Below are 17,490 nucleotides of genomic sequence, written 5' to 3'. Positions count from 1 at the left end.
GACCCCTATGTGCGCTACTGCCCGCCGCGCTCGATGCCGCCGTCGACCAGCGCGCGCGCGAAGGCGTCGGCATCGAAGGGGATGAGGTCCTCGACTCCCTCGCCGATGCCGATGTAGCGCACCGGCAGCGCCAGCCGCTTGGCCAGCGCCAGCAGGATGCCGCCGCGCGCGGTGCCGTCGAGCTTGGTCACGGCCACGCCGGTGAGGCCGAGCGCTTCGTGGAACTGCACCGCCTGCGCCAGGCCGTTGCCGCCCAGCGTGCCGTCGAGGATGAGCAGGCTCTCGTGCGGCGCGTAGGGGTCGTGCTTCTGGATGACGCGCTTGATCTTGCGCAGCTCGTCCATCAGATGCGACTGCGTGTGCAGGCGGCCGGCGGTGTCGGCGATGATGAGATCGGCACCGCGGCTGTCGGCCGAGGTGACCGCGTCGAAGATGACGCTGGCCGGATCGGCGCCCTCGCGCTGCGAGACGATGGGCACGTCGACGCGTGCCGCCCACTGCTTGAGCTGGTCGGTGGCGGCGGCGCGGAAGGTGTCGCCGGCGGCGATCATGACCTTGCGGCCCTGCGCCTTGTAGCGCGCCGCCAGCTTGCCGATGGTGGTGGTCTTGCCGGCGCCGTTGATGCCCACCACGAACAGGATGTAGGGGCGGATGAAGTCGGGGATCTCCAGCGGCTGCGCCACCGGCTGCAGCCACTCGGCGATCAGCGCGCTCAGGCGGTCGCGCAGCTCCTTCTCGTTGCGCACGCGGCTGGCAAGGACATCGGCGCGCAGCTTGTCGACCAGCCAGGTCGTGGCCTCGACGCCGGCGTCGGCGCCGAGCAGGCGCATCTCGATCTCCTCGAGCGCCTCCTCGTCGAGCTTGTCGCTGGTGAACAGCCGGCCGAGGTCGTAGGTCAGCCAGGAGTCGCCGCGGTTGAGCTGGGCGCGCATGCGCCGGATCAGGCTTTCGTTACTCATGGCCTCCGGGGGTCGGGCGTTTGCAGCAGCAGCAATCCCGCCTGCCGGGGTGCCGGCGTCTGCGGGATCGCGGATGGGTCGATGGCGCGGATGCGCGTGCCGGGCAGACCGGCGAGCCACGCCTCCGGCGGCAGCGCGCTGCGTGCAGTGTAGGGCAGACGCAGCACGCCCAGCACGCCGCGCGCCTCCAGCCGGCTGAGCGTGCCCAGCCAGAGGGGGGTGTCGCCGACCGTCAGCGGCGCGCGCCACAGGCGCAGCACCGTCAGCGCGGCGCCGTCGGGAACGGGCTTCTGGTACATCGCCGCCGGCAACTGCACGTTCAGCGGCTGCGGCGGCACCGGCAGTGCCTCGATGGGCGCGCTCGGCGACAGCGTGCGCAGCGCCGACTCCCAGTTCAGTGTCGTCGCCCGTGTCCAGCCGTCGGCGCGCAGCGCCGCCGCCACGGCGCCGGCCTCGCCGCGCCACTGCACGACCAGCGGCTGATGCAGGTGACCGCCGCCCTCGTCGCGCAGCATGGGCAGGCTGCGCCAGCCGTCGGTCCACCACGATGCGGCGTCGATGGTGCCCTCCGGGCCCGCGTCGGGCGCGGCCGGCGGGCTCGGCCACAGCGTGATCGCGGCCACCGCGAAGCTGAGCGCCACCGGTGGCAGGAAGCGCCGCACCGGCACCGGCTGCATGCGGTGGCGGCGGTAGCCGATGCCCAGCGCCAGCATCCACAGGATGCCGATGCCCAGGCAGCCCGTCGCCACCGAGAACCACTGCTGGCCGAGATAGAGCTGGGCCGCGGCGACCAGGCCCAGCAGCACCGCGCAGACCCGGTAGTAGACGAGATTGCGATCGGCGTCGCCGTGCCGCGCCAGCAGCGCCGGCAGCAGGCCGAAGACCACGGACGCCATGATCAGGTCGCCGCCGTTCGACGGCCGCGAGGCGGTGCCCGCGTAGTAGGCGACCGGCTCGGCCGCCCGCAGCCCCAGGGACAGCCCGGCGGCGATGATGCCGCCGAAGGCGAAGGCCGCCAGCGCGTGCGCGGCGGCGCGCCCGCGGCGCAGCGCCAGCAGCGTGATCACCATCGCGGTCGCGGTCGCCATCAGCACCGGCAGCTCGGCGAGCTGCGCCACGCAGCGCGCGATCGCCAGCCCCCACGGCGTGTGCAGCAGCGAGAGCTGGCGGTAGACCAGCACATCCACCGCCAGCGGTGTATCGCGCGACCAGCCCCAGGTCAGCACCAGACCCGCCCAGCCGGCGGCCAGCAGCATCAGCGCGATGAGCAGCAGCGCCGGCGTTTCGGGATAGCGCGGGTCGGCCAGCCAGCGCGGCAGCAGGCCCAGTCGCCGGTGCCGCGCCGACCAGGCCAGCAGGCCGTGCAGGTGGCGCTCGGCGTGGTAGCCGAAGATGCGCGCGAACACGCTGGCCAGCCAGAACAGCCCGGCGGCCAGCACGATGATGGCGATGAGCAGCAGCGCCAGCCGGGTCGCGACCTCGGCGGCGAGCTGCAGCGACGCGCCGATGGCGACGCCCGGCAGGATGTACAGCATCGCCCACAGCAGGCACGAGATCGCCGTCCACAGCGCGAAGCGCGGTACCGGCATGGGCGCGGCGCCGGCGATCATCGGCCCCATCGGTCGGGTCGGGCCGAACAGCCGCGCTACCACCAGGGCCAGCACCCCGCGCCGCTGGAAGAAGGCGCGGGTGCGGGCCATGCTGTGCCGGAAGCGCGCCATGCGCCGGTGAGCGCTCCACTGTTCCAGGTAGCGCCGGCCCAGCCAGTAGTTGAAGGCGTCGCCCAGCGCCGCGCCCACCGCCGCCGCCAGCACCGACGGCCACAGCGCCAGCGCGTCCAGCGAGATCAGCGCGCCCACGCCCAGCAGCAGCAGGTAGCTGGGCATCAGGAAGCCCACCAGCAGCATCGCGTCGACGAAACTGGTGATCGCCAGCAGCGCGATCGCCCACCCCGGGTGCAGGGCGATCCAGTCGAGCAGCGGTTGCAGCCGGTCCATGCCGGATGGGGCGACAGGCCCTAGCGCAGCGCGGCGAACACCTCGTCGGCCGCGGCCATCACCCGGTCGAGCTCGGTCCGGCCGTGCACGGCCGAGGCGAAGCCGGCCTCGAAGGACGACGGTGCGAAGTAGACGCCGCGGTCCAGCATGGCGTGGAAGAAGCGGCGGAAGCGGTCGGCGTCGCAGGCGGAGACATCGGCGTGGCCGGTGATGGCGGCGGCGTCGGTGAAGTAGATGCCGAACATCGCGCCCTGGCTCTGCGCCAGGAAGGGCACGCCGTGCCGCTTCGCGGCCGCCTGTAGGCCGTCGCACAGTGCCGCGGCGTGGGCGCTGGCGCGGCCGTGCAGCTCGTCGGTGATGGCGCGCAGCGTGGTCAGGCCGGCGGCTGTGGCCAGCGGGCTGCCCGACAGCGTGCCGGCCTGGTAGACCGGGCCCTCGGGCGAAAGCTGATCCATGAGATCGGCACGGCCGCCGAAGGCGCCCACCGGCATGCCGCCGCCGACGATCTTGCCCAGGGCGGTCAGGTCCGGTTTCACGCCGTAGAGCGCCTGGGCGCCGCCGGGATGGACGCGGAAGCCGGTCATGACCTCGTCGAAGATCAGCACGGCGCCGTACTCGTCGCACAGCGCGCGCAGGCCGGCGAGGAAGCCGTCGGCCGGCAGCACCATGTTCATGTTGCCCGCCACCGGCTCGACGATGACGCAGCCGATGCCCTCGGGCTGGGCCTCGAAGGCCGCGCGCACGCTGTCGAGATCATTGTAGGTGGCGGTGATGGTGTGCGCGGCGGCGTCGGCGGGAATGCCCGGCGACGACGGCACGCCGAAGGTCAGGGCGCCGGAGCCGGCCTTCACCAGCAGGCTGTCGGAATGGCCGTGGTAGCAACCCTCGAACTTGAGCACGCCGTCGCGGCCGGTGGCGGCGCGCGCCAGGCGCACCGCGGACATGGTCGCCTCGGTGCCCGAGCTGTTCAGGCGCAGCTTCTCCATGCTGGGCACGCGCCGGCGGATCTCCTCGGCCATCTCGACCTCGGCCTCGGTGGGCGCGCCGAAGCTGATGCCGCGCGCGGCCTGCGCCTGCACCGCCGCGACCACGTCGGGGTGGCCGTGGCCCAGCAGCATCGGCCCCCAGGAGCCGATGTAGTCGATGTAACGGTTGCCGTCGACATCCGTCATCCACGCCCCCTCGGCCGCGGCGATGAAGCGCGGCGTGCCGCCCACCGAGCGGAAGGCGCGGACCGGAGAATTGACCCCGCCGGGAATGACGGCGCGGGCGCGTTCGAACAACGATTCGGAAAGGCGGGGTTCGGAGAGACTCATCGCGGCTCGTGGTTGCGGTCGGTGTTCGCGCGGAATGCGCGCGTGGATGGCGTCGGCGAGGACGGGGCGGGGAGGCGATCGCTGCGCCGCCCCCTCATGCCCGATCGAAGGCCAGAGTGTAGGCGGCAGTGGCCGCGCGCACATCCCCGGCGTCGAAGACGCCGGCGATCGCGGCCACCAGATCGGCTCCGGCCGCGACCACTTCCGGCACGCGCTCGGCGGTGATGCCGCCGATGGCGCAGAGCGGCAGCCGGGTCGCGGCGCGCGCCGCGCGCAGGTCGTCGAGCGTGGCAGCCGGCGCGTCGGGCTTGGTGGCGGAGGCGAACAGCCGCCCCACCGCGGCGTAGTCGGCGCCCTCGGTCTCGGCGGCGCGCACGCGGTCGAGGTACGGGCCGCAGCTCACGCCGATGAGCGCGCCGGGCCCGAGCACGGCGCGCGCCGCCGATACCGCGCCGTCGTCGCGGCCGAGGTGCACGCCGTCCGCACCCACCGCGCCTGCGAGGGCGGCGTCGTCGTTGACGATGAAGCGCCGGCCGCGATCGTGGCACAGCGCCGCCAGCATGCTGGCACGGGCCTCGCGCTGGCCGGCGGTGGCGTGCTTGTCGCGGTACTGGATCATGGCCGCGCCGCCGTCCAGCGCCGCGCCCACCGCCGCGCGCAGCGTGGTCTCGTCGGCGCATGCGCGCGCACTGGTCACGGCATAGAGGCCGCGCGGCACGTTCGCGCTCACGGCGTGTCCCCGCAGTCGCGCGCCGGGCTGGGCCGGCCGCGGCCGATGACCTTGGGACGCTGCAGCCAGGCGTGCACGCGCGCGGTGGCGCCGTCGATGGCCGCGGCAGGCGCATCCCCGCGCGCCAGCAGCGCGGCAATGGTCGAGGCCAGCGTGCAGCCGGCACCGTGGTAATCCTGCGCGATGCGGGTGCGGCGGATCGGCCGCAGCGTGCCGTCGTGCCAGTGCCAGTCGGTGCTCTCGGCGTCGTCGCGCTCGTCGCCGCCGGTGACCAGGACGTGGGCGATGCCGCGCGCACCCAGCACCGCGGCGGCGGCGTCCAGGCGGTCCTCGCCGGACAGCAGCCGCGCCTCGGCGGCGTTGGGCGTGATCACCGTGCACAGCGGCGCCAGCTGCTCGAGCATCGCCACCGCCACCGGCTGCGCCGCCAGCTCGGCGCCGCCGCCGGCGCGCAGCACCGGGTCGAGCACCGTGGGCACGCCCAGCTCGCGCACCCAGCGCACGCACACCGGCACCTGCTCGACGCTGCCCAGCACCCCGAACTTGACGGCGTCGATGCGGCAGTCCGCGGCGAGGTGGCGGATCTGCGCGTCGAGCCAGTCGGCGTCGAGCGGCTGCACGGCGTGGACGTTGTCGGTGTCCTGCAGCGTGAGCGCGGTCAGCGCCCCCAGCGCGTGCGTGCCGGAGGCCCGGCAGGCCTCGATATCGGCATGGATGCCGGCCCCGCCGCTGGGGTCGTGACCCGCGATGCACAGGACCTGCGGCAAATGTTGCGGTGCAGTAAGACTCACGTCGTTATGCACAACGCTGGAGCAGGGTGGTTGCGCGTTGCCCACAAGCGGCCGGGAGACCGACCCATGACCTTCGTCATTGCATTAAGTGCTTGATTTTCAAGCATAGTGTCAGAGTGGTTACGTTTTGCCCTCGTCAGGGCCGATTCCCGTGACTGCATGGCCGATAGCCCGTTGAGCAGCGCTTTTCAACAAAGTTATCCACAGGTGCTGTGAGAAACCCGAGTTTTCGCTGTGTCACCGGGGGCTTAGCCGCGTTTCACAGACTTGGCTTTCAAGCCGTCGCCCAACCGCGAACGCGTGCCGAAGCCCTTGCCGGAACGGCTCCCGCCTCGATGGTACGCCTCTCCGGCGGCACGATGGCGCACGACCATTCCGAGCGGCACGCGCGCCCGGCCAACCGGTACAGTCCGGGTTCCGAGCATCGTGCATCCGCCGACCGTGCCCCATCACCCGTTCCCGCCCCGGCGTGCCCGCCGTACCCGCACCGTTCCGATGCTGGCCGCCGCCGCGCTCGCCGTCGGTGCCGCGCTGACCTGCATACCGGCCGGCGCCCAGACCCTGCACCGCGGCAACGGCGCCGAGCCCGAGACGCTGGATCCGCACCGCGCCACCAGCGTGGCGTCCTCGCACATCCTGCGCGATCTCTACGAGGGGCTGGTCACCCTGAGCCCGGCCGGGGAGCCGGTGCCCGGCGCGGCCGAGGACTGGCAGGTCAGCGACGACGGCCTGCGCTGGGTGTTCACGCTGCGGACCGACGGGCGCTGGTCGAATGGCGAGCCGGTGACCGCGGACGATTTCGTGGCCGGCATGCAGCGCAGCATCGCGCCCGCCACCGGCTCGTACTACGCCCAGATGCTGGAGATCATCGAAGGCGCGCCGGCCATCCTCGCCGGCGAGGCGCCGCCCGAGACGCTGGCCGTGCGCGCGCTCGGCCCGCGCCGGCTGGAGATCCGGCTGGCGACACCGGCGCCGTACCTGCCCGGGCTGCTCACGCACCCGGCCACCTTCGCGGTCCATCAGCCCGCCGTCGCCGAGCACGGCAAGGCCTTCGACCGGCCCGGGCGCCTGGTGAGCAACGGCGCCTACCGGCTGGCCGAGCGCGTGCTGCAGTCGCACGTCACGCTGGAGCGCAACCCGCACTTCCACGCCGCGGACACGGTGGCGCTGGAGCGCGTGGTCTTCCACAGCACCGAGAACATCGAGGCCGAGCTCTCGCGCTACCGCGCCGGCGAGCTGGACTGGACGGCCGACATTCCGGTCACGCGCATGGACTGGGTGCGCGACACCATCCCCGACCAGTTCCACGCCCATCCCTACCTCGGCACCTACTACTACGGCTACAACACCACGCGGCCGCCCTTCGCCGACTCGCCGGAGCTGCGCCGGGCGCTGGCCATGGTCATCGACCGCGAGCGCATCGCCGGCCGCGTGGTCGGCACCGGCGAACTGCCCGCCTTCGGTTTCGTGCCGCCGGGCGTGGACGGCTACGCGGGCGCGAAGCCCGAATGGGCCGACTGGTCGCTGGAGCGGCGCCGCGAGCGCGCCCGCGCGCTCTACCGGGCGGCCGGCTATTCGGCGGACGAGCCGCTGGAGGTCGAGCTGCGCTACAACACCCAGGACAACCACCGCAAGATCGCCATCGCCATTGCCTGGATGTGGCGCGAGCACCTGGGCGTGCGCACCCGGCTGATCAACGAGGAGTTCAAGGTCTTCCTGACCACGCGCCGCATGAAGCAGGTGACCGAGGTCTTCCGCGCCGGCTGGATCGGCGATTACAACGACCCCTTCACCTTCCTGGAGATCCTGCACAGCGGCCACGGCCTCAACGACACCGGCTACGCCAGCGCGCGCTACGATGACCTGCTGGAACGCGCCGCGGCCGAGGCCGATGCCGGGCGCCGCATGGACCTGCTGCGGCAGGCCGAGGCGCAGCTGCTCGAGGACCTGCCGGTGCTGCCCATCTACTTCTACACCAGCCGCCGGCTGGTCAAGCCGCGGGTGCGGGGCTGGGAGGGCAACATCATGGACGTGCACCTGACGCGCTACATGGACCTGGAGCCCGGGCAGCCGTGACCGGGCTGGCGCTGCGACGGCTGGCGACGGCCGTGCCGACCCTGCTGCTGCTGGTGACGGCGGCCTTCTTCCTGATGCGCGCCGCGCCCGGCGGCCCCTTCGACGACGAGCGCGTCATGCCGGCCGAGATCCAGGCCCAGGTCGAGGCCGCCTATCACCTCGACGAGCCGCTCTGGCGCCAGTACCTCATCTACATGGGCAACCTCGCGCGCGGCGATCTCGGTCCGTCGTTCCGTTACGAGGGGCGCACCGTCAACGAGCTGATCGCGGCCGGCCTGCCGGTGTCGCTCACCATCGGCGGCCTGGCGCTGGCGATGGCGCTGCTGCTGGGCGCGCTGGCCGGCATCACCGCCGCCCTGCGTCGCGGCCGCTTCACCGATCACGCCGTCATGGCGCTGTCCATGACCGGCATCTCCATCCCCAACTTCGTCATTGCGCCGCTGCTCATCCTGGGCTTCGCCGTGATGCTGGGCTGGCTGCCCGCGGGCGGCTGGCAGGACGCCGGCTGGCAGCATCTGGTGATGCCGGTGATCGCGCTCGGCCTGCCGCAGGTGGCCTACGTCGCGCGCCTGCTGCGCGGCAGCCTGATCGAGTCGCTGGGCAGCGACTTCGTGCGCACCGCCCACGCCAAGGGCCTGCCCATGCGCCGCGTGGTGCTGCGCCACGCGCTGCGGCCGGCACTGCTGCCGGTGGTGTCCTACCTCGGCCCGGCCGCCGCCGCGCTGATCACCGGCTCGGTGGTCATCGAGCAGATCTTCGGCATTCCCGGCCTCGGGCGGCACTTCGTGCAGGGCGCGCTGAATCGCGACTACACGCTGGTGCTCGGGCTGGTGCTGTTCTACGGCAGCCTGATCATCGCCTTCAACTTCGTGGTCGACGTGCTCTACGGCGTGCTCGACCCGCGCGTGCGGGGGCGGGCATGACCGCGCCGGCCGACGCCCTGCCGCGCGGCGCGGTGCTGCGCGCGCACCCGGCGGCCTTCGTCGCCGGCGGACTGCTGGTGCTGATCGCGCTGATCTGCGTGGTGGGGCCGTGGCTCCTGCCGCACGGCCCGGCGGCGCTGGACTGGGACCACTTCAGCGTGGCGCCCGGCATCGACCACGGGCACTACCTGGGCACCGACGCGCTGGGCCGCGACATCCTCGCGCGCACGCTCACCGGCGGACGCCTGAGCCTGGCGGTGGGGCTGGCCGCCACGCTGGTGTCGCTGATCATCGGCGTGACCTGGGGCGCGGTGGCGGGCTACGTCGGCGGCCGCGTCGACGCCGTGATGATGCGGCTGGTGGACGTGCTCTACGCGCTGCCCTTCATGTTCTTCGTCATCCTGCTGATGGTCTTCTTCGGCCGGCATCTGGTGCTCATCTTCGTGGCGGTCGGCGCCATCAACTGGCTGGACATGGCGCGCATCGTGCGCGGCCAGACCATCGCGCTGAAGCACCAGCCCTTCATCGACGCAGCCAAGCTGGGCGGGGCGAGCGGCGCGCGCATCGTGACGCGCCACATCGTCCCCAATCTGCTGGGCGTGGTGGCGGTCTACGTGACGCTGACCATCCCGCAGGTGATCCTCTTCGAGTCCTTCCTCAGCTTCCTGGGTCTGGGCGTGCAGGAACCGCAGGCCAGCTGGGGCAGCTTGGTAAACGACGGCGCGCGCGAGATGGCGCAGGCGCCCTGGGCGCTGCTGGCGCCGGCGGGGATGCTGGCGCTGACGCTGTTCTGCTTCAACTTCCTCGGCGACGGGCTGCGCGATGCGCTCGACCCGAAGGACGGCGCCTCGTGACGCGGCCGGGTCACGCCCATGGCTGACGCGCCGCTGCTCGCGATCCGCGATCTGTGCGTGCGCATCCACGATGCGCGCGGCACCGTGCACGCCCTCAACGGCGTCGATCTCGACCTCGCCGCCGGCGACAGCCTGGGCGTGGTGGGCGAGTCGGGCGCCGGCAAGTCGCAGCTGGCGCTGGCCATCATGGGCCTGAGCGCGCCGGGCACCGAGGTCAGCGGCAGCATCGCCCTCGACGGCGCAGAGCTCATCGGCATGGCGCCGCGCGCGCACCGCCGGCTGCGCGGGCGGGTCGCCGCCATGGTCTTCCAGGATCCGATGCGCGCGCTCAACCCCTACATGACCGTCGGCGCCCAGCTCGCCGAGGGCATGCGCGCGCACGGCCTGCACCGGGGCCGCGCCGCGCGCGCGGAAAGCCGCCGCCTGCTGGAGCTGGTGCGCATCCCGCAGGCGGAGCGCCGGCTGCGCCAGTATCCGCACGAGCTCTCCGGCGGCATGCGCCAGCGCGTGATGATCGCCATGGCGCTGTCCTGCCGCCCCGGGCTGCTGATCGCGGACGAGGCCACCACCGCGCTCGACGTGACGGTGCAGGCCGGCATCCTGGCGCTGCTCGACGAGCTGCGGCGCGAGCAGAGCGTCGCGCTGCTGATGATCTCGCACGACCTCGGCGTGATCGCGCAGAGCTGCGCGCACACCGCCGTGCTCTACGCGGGCAGGGTGGTGGAGGCCGGGCCCACGCCGGCGTTGCTGGCGGCGCCGCGCCACCCGTACACCGACGGCCTGCTGCGCGCGCGACCGTCGCTGGATGTCACCGCCGACCGCGCCCTGCCGGCGATCCCCGGCGCGCCGCCCGATCCGCGTGCGCTGCCGGAAGGCTGCGCGTTCGCGCCGCGCTGCGCGCATGCCGATGCGCTGTGCGGACAGCGGCCGGCGCTGCGCGATCTGGGCGGCACACGCGCGGCCTGCCACCATCCGCTGGCGGCGCCGGCGGGCGACCCGGCGGGTCTGCAGCGCTAGGCGTTGCCGCCGCGCTGCTTCCAGCGCAGCGCCCAGCCGGCAACCTTGTCGCCCGGCATGGGCCGGCTGACCAGATAGCCCTGGGCGATGTCGCAGCCGATCTGCTCCAGCAGCTGCCAGTCCTCGACCTGCTGCACCCCCTCGGCCACCACCGACATGCCCAGCCGTCGGCCCAGATCCAGCGACGACTCGAGGATGGCCCGGATCTCCCGGCTCCTGGCGGCGCCGTCGACATAGCGGCGGTCGATCTTGAGCTCGGTGAAGGGCAGCGAGCGCAGGCGCGGCAGGCTGGATTCGCCGGTGCCGAAGTCGTCGATGGCCAGCCCGAAGCCGCGGATGCGGAAGCGCGCGCACACGTCGAACAGCTCGGAGCCGCTGCCCATCTCCGCTTCGGTGATCTCCATGGTGATCTGCGACGGGCTCAGCCCGTGGCTCGCCGCCACCGCCTCGACGTGCTCGGGCAGATCCAGGCGGCAGATGGCCGACGACGAAATGTTGATGCCGACGTTGAGTCGCAGCCCCTCGCGCGCCCAGGTGCCGGCGTCGCGCAGCGCGATGTCGATGACCTGGTAGGTGAGGTTCTCGATCTGCCCGCCGGCTTCCGTGGATTCGATGAACGCGGCCGGATGCACCAGCCCGCGGCGCGGGTCGCGCAGGCGCGCCAGCGCCTCCACGCCGACCACGTGCGCGGAGTCGATGCGCACCTTCGGCTGGTAGTGCACTTCCACGCGGCGGTCGTGCAGCGCCGAGGCGATCTCGGCGTCGCTCATCGGGTCCGTGGGCATGACCGCGCCGGTGCGTCGCACCTCGTGGTAGCGGTCCAGCGCGTTGCGGATATCCTGCTCGCCGAAGGGCTTGCCCAGCAGGCCCAGCACGGTGAGCCCGAGATGCTGCGCCATCTGCGATACCGAGAAGCGCAGGCGCGCATCCAGCGACGAGATGGTCAGCACGGCAACGCCGGGGCAGCGCTGGCCCACCATGCGCAGCAGCTCGACCCCGTCCATGCCCGGCATGGCCAGATCGCTGATCAGCAGATCGATGGTGCCGTCGCAGGTATCCAGCACCGCGATCGCCGCCGTGCCGTTCTCCGCCGTCAGCACCTCGCCCACGCCCAGCTCGGTGAGGATCGCCTTCAGAAAGCTCCGGATGGACTGGGAATCGTCCACCACCAGAACGCGCAGGTCGGCGTTCGGCTTGTCCACATGTGCGGTGCGCAGCCCGACGGCGGGGTAGAGAGGAGATTCGGGCGTCATGAGGACTGGCGGACTCCGGAGCGCGGTTCCGTGCGCAATGGCGCACCGATGCACCGTATGCGGTGCGCCGCGCGGGCAGTCACGGCCGCCGGCCCAACGGCGGCATCGCGGTGGACGAACGCGCCCCGGCCGGGGTTCACCACCGATTCAGTGGCCGGGCATAGGGTGAAAGGGGCATCGCAAGAGGAGAACATCGCATGGCAGACAGCAATACCCCGAACACCAATGCCGACATCGACAAGCTGAAGACCGACCTGCAGTCGGTGCGCGAGGACATCGCCAAGCTCGCCCACAGCGTCGGCGACCAGGCCCAGAACCGCGCCCGCGCCGGAGCCGACAACCTGCGCCAGGCCGCCGGTTCGGCGGGCGAGGAGCTACAGGCCGCCAGCCAGCGCATGGAGGGGCAGATCGCCTCGCACCCCTACGCCAGCGTCGGCGCCGCCTTCGGTGTCGGCCTGCTGCTGGGCATGGCGCTGGAGCGTCGCTGATCGTCAGGGTTCCATCGATCCGCCGTCGTCTTCGCGACGGCGTGCGGATCGCACCCGGCCCAACGCCATGAACATCATCAAGCGCTCGGTGCGCGACTACCTGCGGTACTGGATCGTCATCCTGCTCGGCCTGCTGGGCGTGAGCTTCCTGTGCGCGTCCGGCTATCTGGCGCTGGCACTGGTGGTACCGCTGCCGGTGGCCGCGCTCATCGTCGGCGTGGTCGCGCTGCTGGCGGCCTTCATCGCCCATCGCGTGCTGATCGCGCCCGGGCGGCAGGCCGCCGAGGCCAGCGAGCAGCCGGCACCGCAGGAAGCGGTCGCGCAGTTCGCGCGCGAAAGCGCCGGGCGCATCCCGGCGGAAATCGAGCGCCGGCCCGAGGCCGCCATGGCGGTGGCGCTGGGAGCCGGTCTGCTGCTGGGCTTCAGCCCGCGCGCGCGCAGCCTGCTGGGCAGCGCGCTGAAGCAGGGTGTGCAGGCGCTCGCCGACGAGGCCGGCAAGCAGCGCTGACCGCGTACCCGCCGCGCCGGGTCAGCGCCCGGCCTTCTCGTCGTCCTCCTTGTCGTCCCAGCCGTCCTCGCTCAGATCCCTGAGCTTGGAGCGGTCGAGTCGTCGCACTTCCTCCTCGGTGTCGCGCACGGTGTGGCGAATGAACATGACGACGCCGAACACCACGAACCCCACTACCAGCAGGATGACGATGGCCTTGAGCATGGAAGGGCTCCGGTAGAGGCAGCTTTGAGGACGCCCATGATGCGCTGATCGCGCGTACGCCGTGTCCGCAGCGTGGGGTCCGTGCCCACGTCAGCCTGCCGCTGCCGGCGGGTCCGCCGCACCGCTGGCGATGGCCGCCGCCCGCACGCAGGCGGGGCGGGCGCTGACGCGCGCCACGTAAGCGCGCGTGTTCGGCAGATCGTCGATGGTCCGTCCGCCGTACTGCGGCAGCACCGTCAGGTTGTGCAGCAGCATGATGTCCGCGCCGCTGAAGTGCGCGCCCCCGAGGTAGGGCGCCTCGCCCAGGCGCGTTTCCAGGTACCGGAAGTAGCCGTCCTCGCGCCGCCGGCAGGCGCGCACGATGACGGGCGCATCGTCCCCGTCGGCATCGGCGCCGTGCGCCATGCGCACGAACAGAGCGCCCTGGATGGCCGCATTGAGCTGCATGGCCTGCAGGTAGTCCGCGTAGCCCGACTCGTCCGGCCCCACGATGAGCCGGCCGCCGCCGTGCACGCGACAGATGTACTCGACGATGGCCGCGGACTCGGCGATGACGCGATCGCCGTCCCGGATGACCGGCGCCGTGCCGAAGGGATGCAGCGCCCGGTACGCCGGCGGCGCCGCGCCGTCGGCCTCGCGCGCGAAGCGTTCCAGCCGGTAGGGCAGCGCCAGCTCCTCCATCAGCCAGATCACGCGCTCGGACTGCGAAGCTTCGAGGTGGTAGACGGTGATCATGGCGCCGCCGCTGCCGGGCGCGTGCCCGACGCCCCGCAGGCCACCACGTGAAGCAGCCAACCCGGCACTGCAGCGCGATGCAACCGCGCGATGACACGCATTTCTTCCTCCTCCGTGCGCTCCGGCACCCCGCCTACTGCCGGTGGCGCTTGTGCTCCGCGACGGCAAAGCCGACCAGAAGCCAGAAGCCGCCCACGAGGAATCCCGCAGCGACATCGCTGGCGTAGTGCACGCCCAGCAGCATCCGGCTGAAGCCGATCAGGCCGATCAGCACGGCCGTCCAGTAGACGATCTCGAAGCGCTGCCGCGTCGTCGCGAAGTCTCTCGCAATGACACAGGCGATGAAACCGTATACCGCCATCGCGCTGGTTGCGTGGCCACTGGGGAACGACGGCGTGAAGGCAGCGACATCCGCCGCGAACTCGGGTCGCGGTCGCGCCAGCGCGTACTTGCCGGCGAGCGTCGTGAGCTGTGATCCCAGAACCGTCAGCCATAGCGGCGCCACCATGTAGGCGCGCCCGTGCGCCCACAGCAGGCCGGTGGTCACCAGCGTCACCGCGATCAACGCGGCCGAGCCGCCGAGATCCGTGATCCACGAAAAGACGAAGACCATGCCGTCCGTGCTTATCGCGCCGATGCCCTGATGGATGGCTTCATCCAGGTGGACCAGCTCCTCCGCCTCCATCAGCTCCTCGACCAGCCCTCCCAGCAGGCCGGCGATGTAGACCGCCGCAATCACGACGAGCGTCAACGGCAGGCCAGTAAAGCGGCGCAACGTCACCCGCGCATGCAGGAACCCGGTCGTCTTCGGGAATGACGACCGGAGCCGCGCCCACAGCCCCGCAATGTCCTCCCGCCCCCGTACCTCGTCGACCGCCACCGCCGCCTTCCCGAACAGGCGGGATGCAAGGCGGAGCCCCCGCCACACCGCCAGCCGAAGCGCAATGACGAGCACGACCACTAGCAGGAGGGCTATCAGCGTTCGGCTCACGGAATGTTTCTAAGGGTTGCGGGGAAGCCAGAGAGCATCCTTGATGCTTGCGTGGTGGAACTTCTGTCTATAACGCCGCGCTCTGGGGCAAACCGAAGCGCAGCGTAGGTTTGTCCCTAGCAGCGCTTTGTTAGGCATTGTTTACCTCCGCAGCGGCGATCGTTTGTTTGCCAAACGGGCTAACTTCCAAGCCCGAATTATCAATCTCGATTATTAGTTTGGACACTGCTTTAAAGGTAGCTTTTACTTGTTCAACTCTTACGTCCTGACCATCCATTTTGTCTATGTCGAGATCTTTAAATGTGTTCTCTATACGAGAAACCCATTTGGATGCTTCAGCATCTTCAGATTCAAGCATTAATTCAAATTCTTTGAAACCGATAACGTCATAATCTCTTGCTGCAGAGTCAGATTTACGAACCATCAACTCTCCAATCCCTGCTTGCCAATCTCTATATATCCATGCCTCACGGATAGACAGCCTGCGAGCAGATTGTTGTACCGTTTCTTTGATTAATGCGTCTCGCAAATGGCTAGAATCAAGCTCTCCACATAAGAAGTCTGCACATTCTCTGCAAAGATCAAATAAATCTTGGCAACCTAATTCTGTGGCTAGGCTAACATTCTTCCTTCTAAGGAAGGATTTATGTATTTTTTCTAATCTGATTGACAAATCAAGTGACTTTTCAGAAGGGCATTCTAGCGACCATAACTCTGTAAGACGTGACAATCTTTCTGTTTCCACATGCGGGCCATCGGCTAGTGCTGACTCAAACGCACGTATAGATTCGGAGATAGATTTCTGTGATGTAGTTCCAGCTGGCTTTATGTAAGACTGTTCTTTCTTTATGGCATAAATCCAGCCTATAAGCGATGCTAACCGATACAGTGTGCTTCGATATTTATAATCTTCGAACCCCGTTGTTGGGTCGCTTCTTATTAAGAAATGAGCCCGCCCCTTAACATTAAATATTTCATTTAGCCTCCAAAACATGCTCTCAGCTGACGTCGCCAGTGGCTCAGCATATTTTTTGTATACATCGAGTGTGCTCTTCGAACGATCACGATTTTCTTTTAGCTTTTGAAAAACGTAATCCTTGATGAAAATCCCGACCAATGTAACGAATGATGCTATGAGGGCGGCCTGTATTTTTACGTCCAATGTTTGAATCCAGCTCATGATTTATGTATGCCTGACACCCGCCTTCAGCCGCGGATTTGGCGACGCGAAGCGGCGGCAAATACGTCGGCTGGAAGGCATGGTTATGTGCGTCGTCGGACTCATGTACTCGCACGAGTGACTTCCTGAGCGTGCCCCATCACTCGGGCTGCCAACGTGAATAGTTCCTTGGCGGAGATCTGATGTTTTTCACTCATCTCAACTACCGTCAGGGTGTCCTTTAATCTTCCAGAACCTGGATCAGGATACTTCCCCGCCCAGTAGATGAAGTGAGTAAGGCACTCCAAGATGGCACGATCCTTTTCCGTGAGCCATGGAATGAAGTTGCTCAGTTCATGCAGGCGATGATGCTTTCTTTTTCGCTCGTTCTCCGTGAACTCTTCGATGCCTTCGCGAACTATCAACATTGCTTTCAAGCAAGTTTCTAGGCTAAGGCCAACAAGCATCAGTGCCACAGCATGGTACTGACAGTGACATACGCCTTTTGTATAAATTGTGAGGTGATCGATATTGGGCTGCCCACGAAGTACATTGGTCGCGGCCTCCGAGAGGGCATGGGCCTGCGTCAGCCAGAGAATCGGAGACTTTAGATCTGTCGCTGTTGGGGCCTTTGAGATATCGACCGGGAACCCAGCCATCGTCTGTGCCATGCCCCACTTGTGCCAAGCCAAGGCACTGTAGCCGATCGGATCGACATCAAATCCTTTTGGATTTGGCGCGACCGATTCCTCAAGTGGGTGCATAGCTCATCCCCAGCACATAACGCCAAAACTCAGCCGCGGATTTGCCGTAGCGAAGCGAAGGCAAATACGTCGGCTGGAGTGCCTGGTTGGGCATCATGCCCGCTTCACCTCAACAGAATCTGGCACGCCGTCTACGTGAAGCATGTAACGACCACCCTCCTGAGTTACCTTTGCTCTAGGCATGTACGCATAGTGATATAGGTATTTGTATTCAGCCTGCTTCCATTTCTTGGGGGTTCCGCTAGAGAACTCAAAAATGGTGTCTCTGTTCTTGAAGCCTTTAAAGCTACCTTTGAGCTGACCTTCAATGACAACCATGTTTTACCTCCACAGCGGCGAGTCTTCTTGATGCCCAGCAGTGATTAGATAGCGCGCATCATTATTCAATGATAACGCGCGCTTCATAACTCCACCGCGCGGGGTGGCCGTTAGGTGCGAAAAAGTCAATTAAAATCATGAGGTTGCCCCGTAATGGGGGTCTTGGGCATGTATTCGCGTGACCGCTTCATTTCGCGCTGAATCGTGGCGCGCTTCTCGGAGTGGGAGTCCGCTGTGTGCTGAAAGCGGACAGACCAGGCGCCGCAGCGCAGGATCTGTACCGAGCGTCAATGCGGTTGCCTCGGCCAGCCATGCGAATCGATGTACTCGATCAGGTTGGCCGGCTTGTAGCCGGATGAAGACTCGAAGCGCAGCTTCGCTGTGTAGTTGCCCCTATATCCCCGGAC

General features: G+C 68.6%; 18 protein-coding genes. 6 read left to right on the top strand and 12 right to left on the bottom strand.

Annotated features, from left to right (window positions below; genetic code table 11):
* Positions 1–14: 14 nt before the first annotated feature.
* The 5 genes from ftsY to KAH28_RS08065 form a co-directional block, all read right to left on the bottom strand.
* The gene (gene ftsY / locus KAH28_RS08085; RefSeq protein ID WP_290575481.1) at positions 15–959 is read right to left on the bottom strand and encodes a signal recognition particle-docking protein FtsY; all 945 of its coding nucleotides are present in this window, start codon (positions 957–959) and stop codon (positions 15–17) included.
* The gene (locus KAH28_RS08080; RefSeq protein WP_290575480.1) at positions 956–2,956 is read right to left on the bottom strand and encodes a VTT domain-containing protein; all 2,001 of its coding nucleotides are present in this window, start codon (positions 2,954–2,956) and stop codon (positions 956–958) included. Before KAH28_RS08080 ends, ftsY begins: the two co-directional genes overlap by 4 nt.
* A gap of 20 nt (positions 2,957–2,976) precedes the next feature.
* Entirely contained in the window at positions 2,977–4,272 is a 1,296-nt protein-coding gene (gene hemL, locus KAH28_RS08075) for a glutamate-1-semialdehyde 2,1-aminomutase (RefSeq protein ID WP_290575479.1), read from the bottom strand.
* A gap of 94 nt (positions 4,273–4,366) precedes the next feature.
* Complete coding sequence (thiE, locus tag KAH28_RS08070; protein ID WP_290575478.1) at positions 4,367–5,002, bottom strand: thiamine phosphate synthase; 636 nt, start codon at positions 5,000–5,002, stop codon at positions 4,367–4,369.
* Positions 4,999–5,769, bottom strand: coding sequence for a hydroxymethylpyrimidine/phosphomethylpyrimidine kinase (locus KAH28_RS08065; RefSeq protein ID WP_290575477.1), 771 nt, complete (start codon positions 5,767–5,769; stop codon positions 4,999–5,001). The genes thiE and KAH28_RS08065 overlap by 4 nt, the downstream gene beginning before the upstream one ends.
* 519 nt (positions 5,770–6,288) lie before the next feature.
* Between KAH28_RS08065 and KAH28_RS08060 the strand changes: the two genes are divergently transcribed.
* From KAH28_RS08060 to KAH28_RS08045, 4 genes are read left to right on the top strand one after another with little or no spacing between them, the layout of a single operon-like run.
* Complete coding sequence (locus KAH28_RS08060) at positions 6,289–7,869, top strand: peptide ABC transporter substrate-binding protein (protein WP_290575476.1); 1,581 nt, start codon at positions 6,289–6,291, stop codon at positions 7,867–7,869.
* Positions 7,866–8,792, top strand: a complete 927-nt coding sequence (gene oppB, locus KAH28_RS08055; RefSeq protein WP_290575475.1) for an oligopeptide ABC transporter permease OppB — start codon at positions 7,866–7,868, stop codon at positions 8,790–8,792. Before KAH28_RS08060 ends, oppB begins: the two co-directional genes overlap by 4 nt.
* Entirely contained in the window at positions 8,789–9,646 is an 858-nt protein-coding gene (locus KAH28_RS08050; RefSeq protein ID WP_290575474.1) for an ABC transporter permease subunit, read from the top strand. Before oppB ends, KAH28_RS08050 begins: the two co-directional genes overlap by 4 nt.
* A gap of 18 nt (positions 9,647–9,664) precedes the next feature.
* On the top strand, positions 9,665–10,663 hold the full coding sequence (locus KAH28_RS08045; protein WP_290575473.1) for an ABC transporter ATP-binding protein: 999 nt from the start codon (positions 9,665–9,667) through the stop codon (positions 10,661–10,663).
* On the opposite strand, the gene KAH28_RS08040 is transcribed toward KAH28_RS08045, so the two are convergent.
* Positions 10,660–11,865, bottom strand: a complete 1,206-nt coding sequence (locus KAH28_RS08040) for an EAL domain-containing response regulator (RefSeq protein WP_290575472.1) — start codon at positions 11,863–11,865, stop codon at positions 10,660–10,662. The genes KAH28_RS08045 and KAH28_RS08040 overlap by 4 nt on opposite strands.
* 248 nt (positions 11,866–12,113) lie before the next feature.
* Here KAH28_RS08040 and KAH28_RS08035 point away from each other — a divergent pair, with 248 nt between their 5' ends.
* Both KAH28_RS08035 and KAH28_RS08030 read left to right on the top strand, forming a co-directional pair.
* A complete protein-coding gene (locus tag KAH28_RS08035; protein WP_290575471.1) occupies positions 12,114–12,404 on the top strand; it encodes a hypothetical protein in 291 nt (96 codons plus the stop codon).
* A gap of 67 nt (positions 12,405–12,471) precedes the next feature.
* Complete coding sequence (locus tag KAH28_RS08030) at positions 12,472–12,912, top strand: hypothetical protein (RefSeq protein ID WP_290575470.1); 441 nt, start codon at positions 12,472–12,474, stop codon at positions 12,910–12,912.
* 21 nt (positions 12,913–12,933) lie between these two features.
* Here KAH28_RS08030 and KAH28_RS08025 read toward each other — a convergent pair whose 3' ends face one another.
* The 6 genes from KAH28_RS08025 to KAH28_RS08000 all read right to left on the bottom strand — a co-directional run bounded on the left by KAH28_RS08025 (position 12,934) and on the right by KAH28_RS08000 (position 17,083).
* The gene (locus KAH28_RS08025; protein ID WP_290575469.1) at positions 12,934–13,116 is read right to left on the bottom strand and encodes a hypothetical protein; all 183 of its coding nucleotides are present in this window, start codon (positions 13,114–13,116) and stop codon (positions 12,934–12,936) included.
* Between the two features lie 90 nt (positions 13,117–13,206).
* Positions 13,207–13,911: a glutathione S-transferase family protein gene (locus KAH28_RS08020; protein ID WP_290575468.1), complete on the bottom strand. Its 705-nt coding sequence runs from the start codon at positions 13,909–13,911 to the stop codon at positions 13,207–13,209.
* A gap of 73 nt (positions 13,912–13,984) precedes the next feature.
* Entirely contained in the window at positions 13,985–14,842 is an 858-nt protein-coding gene (locus KAH28_RS08015; RefSeq protein ID WP_290575467.1) for a phosphatase PAP2 family protein, read from the bottom strand.
* 130 nt (positions 14,843–14,972) lie between these two features.
* Complete coding sequence (locus KAH28_RS08010; protein WP_290575466.1) at positions 14,973–16,022, bottom strand: hypothetical protein; 1,050 nt, start codon at positions 16,020–16,022, stop codon at positions 14,973–14,975.
* Between the two features lie 101 nt (positions 16,023–16,123).
* Complete coding sequence (locus tag KAH28_RS08005) at positions 16,124–16,765, bottom strand: hypothetical protein (RefSeq protein WP_290575465.1); 642 nt, start codon at positions 16,763–16,765, stop codon at positions 16,124–16,126.
* A gap of 93 nt (positions 16,766–16,858) precedes the next feature.
* On the bottom strand, positions 16,859–17,083 hold the full coding sequence (locus KAH28_RS08000) for a hypothetical protein (protein ID WP_290575464.1): 225 nt from the start codon (positions 17,081–17,083) through the stop codon (positions 16,859–16,861).
* Between the last annotated feature and the right edge of the window lie 407 nt (positions 17,084–17,490).

Source organism: Algiphilus sp., assembly GCF_023145115.1.
Classification (GTDB): Bacteria; Pseudomonadota; Gammaproteobacteria; order Nevskiales; family Nevskiaceae; genus Algiphilus.
The sequence above is the reverse complement of the archived record's forward strand: the minus strand, read 5'-3'. Positions and strand labels throughout refer to the sequence as shown.

Bases quoted from the DNA above. Each gene is read 5' to 3' on its own strand.
- KAH28_RS08080 (WP_290575480.1), bottom strand. From the start codon at position 2,956: ATGGACCGGCTGCAACCGCTGCTCGACTGGATCGCCCTGCACCCGGGG.
- ftsY (WP_290575481.1), bottom strand. From the start codon at position 959: ATGAGTAACGAAAGCCTGATCCGGCGCATGCGCGCCCAGCTCAACCGC.
- KAH28_RS08010 (WP_290575466.1), bottom strand. From the start codon at position 16,022: ATGAGCTGGATTCAAACATTGGACGTAAAAATACAGGCCGCCCTCATA.
- KAH28_RS08045 (WP_290575473.1), top strand. From the start codon at position 9,665: ATGGCTGACGCGCCGCTGCTCGCGATCCGCGATCTGTGCGTGCGCATC.
- KAH28_RS08030 (WP_290575470.1), top strand. From the start codon at position 12,472: ATGAACATCATCAAGCGCTCGGTGCGCGACTACCTGCGGTACTGGATC.
- KAH28_RS08060 (WP_290575476.1), top strand. From the start codon at position 6,289: ATGCTGGCCGCCGCCGCGCTCGCCGTCGGTGCCGCGCTGACCTGCATA.
- KAH28_RS08000 (WP_290575464.1), bottom strand. From the start codon at position 17,083: ATGGTTGTCATTGAAGGTCAGCTCAAAGGTAGCTTTAAAGGCTTCAAG.
- hemL (WP_290575479.1), bottom strand. From the start codon at position 4,272: ATGAGTCTCTCCGAACCCCGCCTTTCCGAATCGTTGTTCGAACGCGCC.
- KAH28_RS08050 (WP_290575474.1), top strand. From the start codon at position 8,789: ATGACCGCGCCGGCCGACGCCCTGCCGCGCGGCGCGGTGCTGCGCGCG.
- KAH28_RS08025 (WP_290575469.1), bottom strand. From the start codon at position 13,116: ATGCTCAAGGCCATCGTCATCCTGCTGGTAGTGGGGTTCGTGGTGTTC.
- KAH28_RS08035 (WP_290575471.1), top strand. From the start codon at position 12,114: ATGGCAGACAGCAATACCCCGAACACCAATGCCGACATCGACAAGCTG.
- KAH28_RS08005 (WP_290575465.1), bottom strand. From the start codon at position 16,765: ATGCACCCACTTGAGGAATCGGTCGCGCCAAATCCAAAAGGATTTGAT.